Raw genomic sequence first — 12,275 nt, 5'->3', positions numbered from 1 at the left:
GCATTTATTCCCAAAAGGCTGGTTTAACATTGGTGCCTTGCGTGGTGCAGTCCACACAGTTGCGAGGCGCATAGGTATAACCGATGGGGTACATGGACCCACTCGGGGGGAAAATCTCGCTAACCGGCATCTGATAACCACCTTCAAAATAATCCCTTATGTTTCCCTCACTCAACATAAGTGTATCAGTACCACAACTGGCAAAGTTAGGGCGCCATTCGCTTGGCAATTCGTCCTTATCAATAAATATTCTTTTCTCCTGAACAAAAGCTGCCGAGACAAACCCAATCACTACCTCACCTGGATTTGAAAGACTTTTAATATTGCTGTGTTGTTGCGAAGGTAAGGGGTCGAACAGGGTGCCAATATTTTCAGTGTTTTTCTTTACAATCCCCCAGTATTGGTATGCGTCACGGGTCAAGGTATATTGCCTAACTAAAATACTATTTCTTATACTAATAGATTCGGATCCTGCTGGTATAGAAAAAATATGGTAATCACTGATCACATCAGTTGACAGATTTTCAGAGGAGGCCAATTCGATGGTATTAGAAAAACTTGTTTTCCAGCAGAGATTAATTGGCATATCACGCTGATCGCGGTAACGTATGGTGCCACGTTCGTAGAGTAGCGTGGTTGGTAGCGCTGACCTGAACTGCCAGGTTTGTTCATATTCCCATCGGTAATACTGCGAATTATTCAATGGATCATGGGTATCTATGTATACCTTCACCTCATCCCCTACTGCTCTCCAATGCACGTTATCAATTTCTGGGGTTACTTGCACTTCCACATAGTCGGATGCATATTCGCTGCCTGACCGGGTGCGGATGTACAACCTGTACTTCGAATCGCTACTCATCTGTAGGTTGGGATGCACATAGGTACCAAAATCTGTTTCATGCAGGCCGTAGCGCTCACCATTCTCCGACTCTACAAATACGGTAGCGTTTACCTCAGCAGGAGGAGTTCCGGTTTCATTTAGGTTTTGAGTTCGGAGCAACTGTATGGTGGTGGGTCCGTTGGCGTTAAGGAAGCCATTCACTACCAAGAAGCTACTAGCCGACTCTTTTACTTCGGGGAAGTAAGGTTCAACGCAACCACTGAAAACAAGCATCACAAGCCAGACAATTGGGTTTTTCCAGTTCCGGATCTTCATGGCAATTAAAACTTAAAGTTATAGGTAATAGTAGGAATCGGGTTCCCGAAGATGGACATTTTATAACCTTTGATCTGTCCTCCCTGCGATTTAAAGTAAACAGAGTAAGGGTTCTTGCGACCTGTCAGGTTATAGACAGCCACCGTCCAGGAGCTATGCGCCAGCTTCGCGATCTTATGATTACCCTCTATGTTCAGGGCCAGATCTACGCGGTAGTAATCCGGAATGCGGTACTCGTTGCGGTCGGAGTAAAGGATACGGTTAGAGCTACCATCGTAGTACTTGGCCAGCGGTAGTGTAATCGGGCGACCGGTGCTGTACGTAACGTTAAGCGAGGTGCTGAAACGCTGACTGAAGCGGTAGTTGCTGATCATGGTCAGGTCATGCGGCTTGTCGTAATTACTTGCATACCACTCCCCTCTGTTGATCACCTCTGACACGGTCGGATCGTTGAGGCGTACCATGGTGCGGGAATAGGTATAGCTTATCCAGCCGTTGAGTTTGCCCGATGCTTTTTTGAGCATCAGCTCTACGCCATAAGCCTTGCCGTCAGCATTGGCTACATCCGTTTCGATGTGGTGATTCATGATGATATTAGCACCGCTCCTGTAGTCCAGGAAGTCCTGCATCCACTTGTAGTAAGCCTCCGCAGAAAACTCGATGGTGTTGGCGCGCAGGTTGCGGTAGTATCCTATTGCCACTTGGTCGCCTACCTGGGGCTTGATGTTGCTGTCGCTCAGCTTCCAGGTATCGGTTGGAGCCATGGTAGCTGTGTTGGAAAGCATGTGCACATACTGGCGCAGTCTGTTAAAGCTCACTTTTACGGATGAGTTATCTGAGAGCACATAGCGGGCCGAAAGCCTGAACTCCGGTCCGTGGTAAGTCGCGATGGATTTGCCGCTGCCATAAGAAACCGTGTCCACGATCGTGTTCAGAGTCATAGGCAAACCTGGTGCATATTGCAGCACGTCGCGTTGGCCAAGCGCCGTAAATAAGGAGTAGCGCAGACCAGCTGAAACTGAAAGTTTCTGGCTGATATCGTAGCGATCGGATAGGTATAACGCACTCTCGATGGCTTTTTCCTGCTGTAGTTTATCTGCCTTGATAAGTGACTCGCTATGATTTGGCACCAGACTGCCTGGGTTTACCTCGTAGCGGATGGCACTGGCACCAAAATCGAGTGTGTGTTTCGAGTCAGGGAAGTAGTTGAAGTCCACCTGCATACCAGTCTGGTTGATTCCAAAGTCCATGACAGAGGCATTTACGGCATTCTCTTCGTTTGAAATATTGTACCCGTAGTGGCTGTAAGTGCCTGTTACGACACTATAGAGCTTATTGTGGAAGTTATGCTTCCACTTGATGCTGGCATTTTGGTTCTGGAAGCGGTATAACGTGTCGGCTGCCAGTTTGAAACGGTCTTTGCTAAGATAACCAGTCAGGTATAGGCTGTTCTTATCGTTGATCTCATGGCTGATATGCGTATTGATATCATAAAAGGAAGCCTCGCTGTTGCTGAAAGACTTGTTCGGAATTTTCTTGAGCAGCCAGTCAGAGTAGGTAGAGCGTCCTCCCACCAGAATCGAGGTTTTGTCTTTGATGATCGGTCCTTCCAGCGTCAGGCGGCTTGTCAGCAGACCGATACCACCAGCTCCGCTAAACTGCTTCTTGTTACCTTCTCTTGAGGTCACCTCCAGCACCGATGACAAGCGACCACCATAGCGGGCAGGCACAGCACTTTTGTAAAGCTCCACTGATTTGATCACGTCCGGGTTGAAAGCGGAAAAGAAGCCGAACAAGTGTGATGGGTTATAGATGGTGGCATCATTCAGCAGGATCAGGTTCTGGTCGGTAGAGCCGCCGCGCACGTTCATGCCGGTACTGCCTTCCCCCACAGATTTCACACCTGGCAGCGTCAGCACCACTCTCAGAATGTCAGTTTCACCAAAAGCCGTCGGCACCTGCTTGATTGTGCGGATATCCAGTCGCTCCATACCCATCTGCAGCCCCGTTACATTGCGGTCTTTTTCAGCTTCCACCAATACCTCTTTCAGAGTGCGGATGTCTTCTTCTACTTCAATATCCAGTTTGCCGTCGCTGTGCAGTACAACCTGGCGTTTCGTGTTTTTGAGTCCAACTGCCCGGATGTTCAGCTCGTGTCGTCCCACCGGGAGCGAGAGGGAGTAGTAACCATACTGGTCTGAAGCCGTGCCGATGGAAGGGGACTCAATGTAAATATGGGCTCCAATGATCGGCTCGCCTGTGCCGGCATCGCGCAAGGTGCCCGCCAGATTTGCTCTGCCTGTATTGCTTCTGTTTGGCGTACCTATCTCGTACAGCTTAATTTCTGACTGAATCCTTTTCTTGTTATTCTGCTGTTGCGGCAGGTAGGCTGGCGTGGCAAGTTGACTGCTTCGCCTGGCTTTTTCCTCATCCTTAAAGAAATTGGAGGGCAGACTGGTCATGATCGCGCTCTGCCGGGTAATAAAAATCTGCCGTTGCTCGGTAATAGCAAATTTATAGTCAGTCTCTTTCAGAATTTGGGCTAGCACCAGATTGAGCGGCTCTCCATCCACTTCCAGGTCCACCGTAATGCTATCGCCAACGACCTGCTCAAAGTAAAACTTATAAGGCAGCCGGGTCTCCAGTCGCTGTGCAAAATCCTGAAACGTCATGTTGCGGAACGAGCCGCTTATGAGCGGAGCCTCATCTCGCTGCTGGGCATGCACAGGTAGTGCCGTGATCATACAGCACAGCACTACCAGCAAAAATGCTCTGTAAAAATGGGTCATAAGAAGGGGAAAGAGCTTAAAATGTTTTTTAGATAGATCAGGCATACACCACCTTACTGTTGGAGCGAATCATAATGCTCGGCGGTCTTCACAATCGCGCGTTCCCGCTCTTTGCCGAAGCGCAGTTTATTAGCGTTGGCAAATTTATTCAGGGGCTTCTTCTGGTCTTGCAGCACACGCATAACCGAGCGCTTGTTGCTGATCTGGTGGTAAACGCCGTCTTTCACCAGGTAGAATTTGCTGGCATCTCTATACTCGCCCTCCATACCTTCGGTGCTTGCCCGCTCAAAGAGCGTCTTCTCACGTTTCATCAGCACCTGCACATTACCATCGTAAAGCAGATCATAAAAGCCTGGCTGAAGGGAAAGTCCGGTTGAGCTGTCTGCCTGCAGCCTAATAAAGGTATGGCCATAGAGTTTAAAGGCCTCTACCCTGTTTTTCACCAGTTGCTGTGACTGCCCGCTACCGTGGTTCACAATCAGGAGCTCGTCCTGCATCAGATCATACAACATCGGAACATCCTCGAACCAGGCACCGTCATATTTTACGGTGCCATTCTGGTAGATCTTATCCTGATAGAACTGATGCCCTTCCACATAAGATTTTATTGGCACATAATACTCCGGCCCATTATACAGGTGTGCGTGTACCCCCACCGCAGTGCGGTACTGCTGCAACACATTAGAAACCGCATTGTCAACAAAAGTGGTATCGGCCTGTGCATAGGAGGCAAAAGGCAGGAAAGACATTAAAAAAATCAAAACCAGGTAAGCAGAGCTTTTGCGCATAAATAGAATAGACTGATGTGCAGCGATACAACATTAAATATAAAGTATGTTTGATGTTATGACAAATTTGCCATTAAATTATTTCAGCAAATAGTACCTCATAGCATACTGGAATCAGACAGATCAACTATTTAAAATATCACTTAAGCTTTATCAGGATTATCCTTTTTATTGGCAGGCGGATGAGCGGAAGCTCTAAATCTTAAATAATCCTTAGTCTATACCTACAGGTATGTCTTATAAAGCCTCTATTTCACCAAACGCTAAATCATGGGCTGCACGGCAAATTATGGAGATATTTGCACTTATTCTCTTTACCCTGCTCAGGGTAAATATTTCTTAGCTACCAATTCTGTTCTAAGCGATACAGCAGCAATACTGAAGCTATACCTTCTCCGACAATGCGTAGATTGCTTCCACGAACCGGCTCCAACTGAAGCGTTTCTTATACCTGGAGATGTTTTGAGCAAATATTTCTGCCTTAGCTGAGGTATAGAAATCAAGGATGGCAGCGGCGATTTCCCTTGGCTGCGGCTCTACCACATACCCGACCTCTCCATGGGGCACCAACTCCGACAGACCTCCTACATTGGTTACCACCATCGGTTTATCAAAATGATAGGCGACCTGCGTGACACCGCTTTGAGTGGCATGCTTGTAAGGCTGCACCACCAGATCGGCCGCGCAGAAATAATGACGCACCTCCGCATTTGGTATAAAGTCAGTGCGAAGCACCAGCCGGTCCTGCAGCCTGTATTTTTTGATCAGGTCAAGGTAAGGCTTGGCATCGTCGTAAAACTCTCCGGCGATCAGCAGTTTCAGAGCAGGTATGGCTTGCAGCGCAGGTATAGCCATGGCCTCCAGCAGCAGGTCAAGTCCTTTGTAGGATCGTATGAATCCAAAGAAGAGTAGATAGTTGAAATTGGGGTCCAGCTGCAAGGCAGCACAGGCTTCGGCTTTACTTTCGGCAGGGCCAAAATTATCGTAGAGTGGATGCGGCAGGTATACGTTGGGCTTGTTCGGTTCGAAAAGCTGCAAATCCTGCTGCACGGCCCGCGACATGGTCAGGAATCCGTGGCAGGCACTCAAAAAGTATTTTGTGAAAGGGACATCTCCCGGCCTTTTCTCGTGTGGCACCACATTGTCGGTAACGGCCAATATCCGGCTATACCTGTTGCGCCTGATCAGGCGGGCAATGGTGCCCAAAGCGGGTCCCATAAAAGGTAGCCAGTACCGGAATATAACCAGATCAGGTTTTTGATTGCTAATATAATTTCCGGTACGCACCCAACTGATCGGGTTGACGGAGTTGATCAGCGACTTAATGGTGATGCCCTTTGGAGCAGGTTCGTTGGTAAACTGACTTTTGCCGGGAAAAAGAAAGGAAGGATATTGCAGGCTAAAGGAAACGATCTCTACTTGGTCGCCAGCTTCCTGAAAAGCCACGGCCAGACGCTCGTTGAATGTAGACATGCCCCCACCCCTTAGAGGGTGTGCAGGCCCCACGATCACGACACGCCTCCCTGCCATTATTTCTTGATCAAACCTGCCCGGTCACGGATCAGGTATTCATTCTTTTTGCTGGAAGTCATGGACATCATCTCGGCCAGGAAACCTGCCAGGAAAAGCTGCACTCCCAGAATAACTGCTACCAGTGAAAGATAGAACAGCGGCTGATCCACAACGTCGCGCACACGGCCTTCCGGGTATAGCGAAAACACTTTTTGGATGATCAGCCACAAGGTGATGCCCAGCCCGACCACAAAAGAAAGTGTGCCAAACGTACCAAAAAAGTGCATCGGACGCTTTTTGAAGCGACTCACAAAGGTAATCGAGAGTAAGTCCAGGAAGCCGTAGACAAACCGCTCTAGACCAAATTTGGTGGTACCGTACTTGCGTTCCTGGTGCTGCACCACTTTTTCACCGATACGCGTAAATCCGTGCCATTTGGCGATAACAGGTATGTAGCGGTGCATCTCGCCGTGTACCTCAATACTCTTTACAAGCAACTGCCGATAAGCCTTTAAACCACAATTAAAGTCGTGCAACTGAATACCTGAGAGGCCGCGGGTAGCTGCATTAAATAATTTAGTAGGAATGGTTTTGCTAACCGGGTCAAATCGTTTCTGCTTCCAGCCCGACACCAGATCAAAGCGCTGGTGCTTGATCATGTCATACAGGGCAGGGATTTCCTCAGGACTATCCTGCAGGTCAGCGTCCATGGTGATGACCACTTCGCCGGCGCAACGTTTAAAGCCTTCGTTCAGGGCAGCAGATTTGCCGTAATTGCGGTTAAAGCTGATGCCTTTGACTGTATTGTCTTCGGCACTCAATTCTGTGATCACATCCCAGGAGCGGTCTGTACTGCCGTCGTCTACCAGGATGATCTCATAAGTAAAACTGTGTGCGTGCATCACACGCTTGATCCAACGGACCAGTTCAGGCAGCGATTCCTCTTCATTTAAAAGAGGAACCACTACTGATATATCATAAGGGTATTGCATGCTTTTTATTCAAACTCCGGACGCTTATTCTTCATCACGGCGGCAACTATAAGCGAAATCAGGAAACCAATAACCAGGTAACCGACGATAGACCAAACGATCATCATAACAGGGCTGGAAACAGACTCTCCTACAGCAATTGCCTGCTCAATCTGCTCATCGCTCATACCTCTTTCTTCCAGCTCGATACGCTGCTTGTCCATCATGCTGGAAGTATAATCCGGATCGACAAAAGAGGTATAAATAAACATAAATACACCGCCTAAAACGCCGAAAGCCAACGATACCATTGTACCTATACCTAAGCCCTGGCCATAAGACATAAAGCCGTAATTTTGATTTTTGTATTCCTTCATGGCAATCACCATAAAGGCGATCAGGATAAGATAGCCTAAAGAACCTATCCAGCCGCTTACGTTCACTCCTGTGATAAGCAGGACAGCAGTGAATACGATGGATGCCAAAGCGCCTATAAGGCCATACTTAAGCGCTACAGAAGATACAGAAGGTTGAGTTTCAGTCATGTGGATTTAGGGTTTTAGGGTTATGTAAAGATGAATTATTTTCTAAAAAATACAGCAGCTACCACCGAAAACAACATCCCTACAATCACCCTGCTCAAAAAATCGTGTGTGGCCAGCATACTTGGCGACAAATTGTCCAGTTCCTGATAAGCCTGCTCAAAGTTTGACTCGCCTATCAGTTTTATCTGCGCCTCCCGGCTCTGGTCTAGCAGCGCTCTCAATTCAACTACATGTTGTTGTATGATCTCAGGCCCTACCAGGTATAGCATCAGGTATAGCAGCATGGCTGCACTCAATGCGGTGTAAAAAGTGACAGACATATTCACACGCACCCCTTTCCAGAAACCAACTTCGGCATCGTGAAAGCGCTTGAAGTAGCGCAGCCCCATAAAAATAAAAATAGGAAGAGGCAGATAACTCCATCTTCCGGCTTCTCCCAATGCATTGAATCCCATCAGGTATAGGGCCATAATGATGACAAAAGAAGCCAATCCGCACAGCACGCCATAGCGTACACCCACTCTTACTATCGTTTGATCCAGCATTCGTTATCCGCTTATTTAAGCCAGCCAGGCAGCTAACAGAAATATAGCTATAAATATATTAAAAAGATTGATTAAGTACTATTTGCCCCTTGTTTACTAAGCCAATTACTTTGCCTGTCAGCTCGAGGTCCAGAAATGGAGTGTTCTTGGATTTAGATCGGGTGCTTTCAAGCGTTGGAGTCCACTTCAAGTCCGGATGAAAAAGTGTCAGACAAGCCGGCTCTCCTTCTGCTATTCCGCAGGCAGGCATGCGCAGAATCTGGCGGGGAGTTATGGTCAGCTTTTCAACCAATTGCGCGAGTGGTAGTTTATCGCGCATGGTGGTATTAGCTACAGCAAAGGCCGTTTCGAGGTTAATGATTCCAAACTCAGCCAGATCAAACTCCAGCTTCTTACTTTCAGTGTCCTGAGGTTGGTGCCCCGATGAAATGGCATCGATAGTACCATCGACAAGCCCTTGCAAGATTGCCTCTTTATCGGCTTCGCTTCTGAAAGGAGGAGATACTTTATAGTTTGTGTCGAATGACGCTATGGTATGGTCGGTATAGGCAACCTGGAAACTGGCAACATCGCAGGTAACCTGCAGGCCTTTAGCTTTGGCGGCACGCATGGCTTCTACAGCTGCTGCCGTAGAGATAAGCGAAAAGTGCAGTCGCCCACCTGTATACTCAAGCAATTGCAGATCGCGTGTTACCATTACTTCTTCTGCCAGAGCAGGTATACCTTTCATGCCGAGTTGGGTGCTCACAATTCCTTCGTGCATCTGCCCGTATTCTGCCAGACGAGTGTGCTCCGGCCGGTTCATCAGTACGCCATCAAACGGTTGCAGGTATTGCAATGCCTTTACAATTACTTCGGCTCCCTGCACTGGCTTTGCCCCATCGCTGAAAGCAACTGCGCCAGCACGTTGCAGATCGATCATCTCTGTCAACTCTTTGCCCTGCGTATCTACTGTTACTGCACCAGCCGGCAGCAAATTCACCGGTAAACCTGCCGACTTGGCCTTGATGAAATTAATAGCGCCTTTTGTTTGAACGATAGGCTGTACATTGGGCATGCACAGCACGTCCGTAAAACCACCTGCAGCAGCTGCTTCAGCCAGAGATTCTATATCTTCTTTGTGCTCCAATCCCGGCTCTCCCATCTGTGCATACAGATCAACCCAGCCTGGTGACACACAAAGCCCTTCCAGCTCAATGGTCTGGTCTGCCTGTTGCGCGTCCCCTCCTACTGAGGTGATCGTGCCATGCTCAATAAGTATGTTCTGTTGCTGAAGATGAAAAGCTGATGAAGGATCGTAAATGCGGACTGCTTTGAGAAGAAGTTTCATGTTAGAGGAATCTGATTAGAGCTATTTCTGCCATCAAGAAAATCAGACACAATATTAGGCAATATTTCCAAAGGGTGACGCCAAAAAATCGTTTTTCGAACTCGCTCTTAACCGAGAAAGTATCGCTGTAGTCATAAACATGCACCTGTTGCTGGTCTTTGGACAAGAAACTTCTCAACTCTGCCGGACTGTACTGTTCAAGCAAAGACTCCTGCTTTTCAAAATTAAAGGCGAAGCGACCCACCGTATTTCCCTGAAGTTGTAAGTCGTAAAAACCGGGCTCCTCCAGGTCTGGCGGCACGTTAAACACCAGGCGCCCTCCCCTTATCTGCTGTTCAGGTATAAAAACGGTACTGTCTTTTACCAACTTGTAAATATTTTCACTGCCAGCCTGCTTCTGCACAGGTATAGAAATTGCGCTATTCTGCAAACGATAAGCAATCTGCTGCTCTTGTTTATAGCTACTTATAGCCAGACGGTACATGACCGGAACGAAGAGCGCATGACTCACCAACTCATTTTGCTCAGGCTGTAAGGGCGCAGCCAGCAGGTATACCTTTCCCTGGCCTCTGTCGAAGCGTGACAGGTATGGCGCACCACCTCTGTACTTCAGGATATCTTCAGAGGAACGGGACCAAACCAACTTACGAACAGCAGCAGGCATCTGCATTTTGGGGTCGTAATCTGAGAAAATGGTTTTGAAAAAAGGATTATCACGACTCGGAATAGCAAGTGAAGTTTTAGTGCTACTACCGGTATTCAGATTGGCAGGTATAGCGAGCGCTTGCATTAAAGCTGCATAGGTACTGCTACGCTCAGATAATGGTGGTATAATAGCCAACGTACCACCAGATTTCACAAAGGTCTCAAGCGTTGAAATAAGTGCTGCCGGTATCTCCTCTATACCTTGTAAGACAATAATGTCTGAACTGTTCAAGCGTGCATAGTCAATGTTATCGGGTGAGAAGCGCTGTGTCTGAAACAAAGGCTCATTTTGGTATAGCCGCTGCAATGGACTAGCCTCACTTGAACTGATCTCAGTAATAGCCAGACGGCCGGAAGGTTGAAGGACAAAATAATACAGATTGTCAAATTCAACCGGATAATCTTCTACTTCTACCCAAGCTTGTTTGCTCCCCTCACCTCTGATTGTAAAGTTGATAGTTGTTTCAGTTATTTGCTTTGGCGGCAGGTCAATACTCAAAGCAGCAATCTGCACGTTGTCAATCACCAGCCTGACGGGACAATCAGGTATAGCCTTATTACCAGCATTGTATAGCCTAACATAAAACCTTCCTTCTGTATCAGGACGAACAAATTCATCAGCCAGGTATACAGAGTCTACAAATACATTTGCTATATCCGCCGCTTTTAATGGAACAAGATGATAGACACGGTTACTGTCAACTTTACTAAGCAAAGAAGGCTCAAAGTAAGACTTCTGAAAATCAGAAAAGAGAAACACATGCTCAGCATAGCCCTGATCAGCTTTCATCACCTGCTGACTTACAAAAGGCCTGGTAGAATGCGACAGCTGATCCAATGCACTAACAGCTTCACTTGTACCTATAGTAGCGGCTCTGTTATAATTAGAATTAGTATTTACGCTGATTGCTGTTGTAGACGGAAAAATATCCAATACCCTTTTTGCCTGATCAGCTGCGACAGTCAGTAAAGTCAGATCCTCATCAGCATGTAGGTTTTGCATACTCAGGGAATTATCGAGTGCAATGGTTACTTGCGAAGAATCAGTGGGGCGCTCAGTCTCGGAAGCAGAAATGAAAGGCTGCGCAAAAGCTAATACAAGGAAAATGATGAATAGGATACGGGCTGCAAGAATAAGTAATTCCTTTAGATTACGCTGACTCGCGGTTAGGTCTTTGGAAACCTGTATAAACTTTACATTACTAAATTCTATCCGCTTTGCCCGGCGTAATTGGATGAGGTGTAGTACGATCGGAATCGATATTGCAGCAAGCGCCCATAAGAATGAGGGATAGAGAAAGGCCATGTCAACAAGTTAGATAGGATGTCTGTAATATACAACGTAAAGGTTGAACATTCCCATACGCTGTTGCCCATAATGAGATGGTAGTAACAAGAAATATTAGGCATCGCCATTTACGAGTACCTTACCTGAAAATTTGGGCACTTCTTATTAGCCTCTTTTCCGATACCATTTCATTGGTCGATTTCTTCCCACTTTCAGCTTGCTTCTGCTGTCAAGCGTGTCGGTTATGGCTAATTGATAGGTGCTGATGCGGGCTTAGGTGCTATTGTTAGCGACCCAGCGTGTATCTTACTAGCGGCTTTTGGCAGATTTGCGTCCCTTCTGCATTAGCAAGATTTAGGAACTTGCCGTGTAGGCTGACCTTGTGGATTGTGTAGTGGTCAATATTCTGTGGATAGTCTCTGCTTAGGGCTCTGCTACAGTTAAGCGCTGCAGTCGGCCAGCCACTACCTACAACAGACAGGGTCTATAAACGCAAGACAGCCCCTGCTTCTTTTAGGGAAACAGGGGCTGTTTGTTGTTGGGGTTGGCGGCCACCTACTCTCCCGGGTGTGACCCCAGTACCATCGGCGCAGCCGGGCTTAACTTCTCTGTTCGGGATGGGAAGAGGTGCTCACCGGCGCCA

Annotated in this window: 9 protein-coding genes, 1 rRNA gene and 1 pseudogene; all 11 read right to left on the bottom strand. The window is 47.4% G+C overall.

The features are described 5' to 3' along the window. Positions 1–4: 4 nt before the first annotated feature. A complete protein-coding gene (locus K3G39_RS14460; protein WP_220626891.1) occupies positions 5–1,159 on the bottom strand; it encodes a DUF4249 domain-containing protein in 1,155 nt (384 codons plus the stop codon). Positions 1,160–1,164: 5 nt separating this feature from the next. Beyond that, on the bottom strand, positions 1,165–3,948 hold the full coding sequence (locus K3G39_RS14455; RefSeq protein WP_220626890.1) for a TonB-dependent receptor: 2,784 nt from the start codon (positions 3,946–3,948) through the stop codon (positions 1,165–1,167). Positions 3,949–4,001: 53 nt separating this feature from the next. Continuing rightward, complete coding sequence (locus tag K3G39_RS14450) at positions 4,002–4,736, bottom strand: hypothetical protein (protein ID WP_220626889.1); 735 nt, start codon at positions 4,734–4,736, stop codon at positions 4,002–4,004. Positions 4,737–5,120: 384 nt separating this feature from the next. Next, positions 5,121–6,209 carry a glycosyltransferase gene (locus K3G39_RS14445; protein WP_255594366.1) on the bottom strand — a complete coding sequence of 363 codons (1,089 nt, stop codon included), beginning with the start codon at positions 6,207–6,209 and terminating at the stop codon, positions 5,121–5,123. A gap of 56 nt (positions 6,210–6,265) precedes the next feature. Further along, a complete protein-coding gene (locus tag K3G39_RS14440) occupies positions 6,266–7,240 on the bottom strand; it encodes a glycosyltransferase family 2 protein (protein WP_220626887.1) in 975 nt (324 codons plus the stop codon). A gap of 5 nt (positions 7,241–7,245) precedes the next feature. Next, positions 7,246–7,764 (bottom strand): DUF4199 domain-containing protein, encoded by a 519-nt coding sequence (locus K3G39_RS14435; RefSeq protein ID WP_220626886.1) that lies wholly within the window; start codon positions 7,762–7,764, stop codon positions 7,246–7,248. A 35-nt stretch (positions 7,765–7,799) separates the two neighbouring features. Further along, complete coding sequence (locus K3G39_RS14430; protein ID WP_220626885.1) at positions 7,800–8,309, bottom strand: DUF4199 domain-containing protein; 510 nt, start codon at positions 8,307–8,309, stop codon at positions 7,800–7,802. A 58-nt stretch (positions 8,310–8,367) separates the two neighbouring features. Beyond that, positions 8,368–9,639 (bottom strand): dihydroorotase family protein, encoded by a 1,272-nt coding sequence (locus K3G39_RS14425; protein ID WP_220626884.1) that lies wholly within the window; start codon positions 9,637–9,639, stop codon positions 8,368–8,370. A 1-nt stretch (position 9,640) separates the two neighbouring features. Next, positions 9,641–11,347: a hypothetical protein gene (locus tag K3G39_RS14420; protein ID WP_255594364.1), complete on the bottom strand. Its 1,707-nt coding sequence runs from the start codon at positions 11,345–11,347 to the stop codon at positions 9,641–9,643. A gap of 72 nt (positions 11,348–11,419) precedes the next feature. Beyond that, positions 11,420–11,650, bottom strand: a pseudogene (locus K3G39_RS21185) (BatA domain-containing protein); the annotation flags it as partial. A gap of 524 nt (positions 11,651–12,174) precedes the next feature. Next, positions 12,175–12,275 (bottom strand): 5S ribosomal RNA (gene rrf / locus K3G39_RS14415); the annotation flags it as partial.

The organism is Pontibacter sp. HSC-14F20 (assembly GCF_019599265.1).
In the GTDB taxonomy this organism is placed as follows: domain Bacteria; phylum Bacteroidota; class Bacteroidia; order Cytophagales; family Hymenobacteraceae; genus Pontibacter.
This window is presented reverse-complemented; position numbering and strand designations above follow the sequence as displayed.

Bases quoted from the DNA above. Each gene is read 5' to 3' on its own strand.
- K3G39_RS14455 (WP_220626890.1), bottom strand. From the start codon at position 3,948: ATGACCCATTTTTACAGAGCATTTTTGCTGGTAGTGCTGTGCTGTATG.
- K3G39_RS14425 (WP_220626884.1), bottom strand. From the start codon at position 9,639: ATGAAACTTCTTCTCAAAGCAGTCCGCATTTACGATCCTTCATCAGCT.
- K3G39_RS14440 (WP_220626887.1), bottom strand. From the start codon at position 7,240: ATGCAATACCCTTATGATATATCAGTAGTGGTTCCTCTTTTAAATGAA.
- K3G39_RS14450 (WP_220626889.1), bottom strand. From the start codon at position 4,736: ATGCGCAAAAGCTCTGCTTACCTGGTTTTGATTTTTTTAATGTCTTTC.
- K3G39_RS14460 (WP_220626891.1), bottom strand. From the start codon at position 1,159: ATGAAGATCCGGAACTGGAAAAACCCAATTGTCTGGCTTGTGATGCTT.
- K3G39_RS14430 (WP_220626885.1), bottom strand. From the start codon at position 8,309: ATGCTGGATCAAACGATAGTAAGAGTGGGTGTACGCTATGGCGTGCTG.
- K3G39_RS14435 (WP_220626886.1), bottom strand. From the start codon at position 7,764: ATGACTGAAACTCAACCTTCTGTATCTTCTGTAGCGCTTAAGTATGGC.
- K3G39_RS14420 (WP_255594364.1), bottom strand. From the start codon at position 11,347: ATGCAAAACCTACATGCTGATGAGGATCTGACTTTACTGACTGTCGCA.
- K3G39_RS14445 (WP_255594366.1), bottom strand. From the start codon at position 6,209: ATGTCTACATTCAACGAGCGTCTGGCCGTGGCTTTTCAGGAAGCTGGC.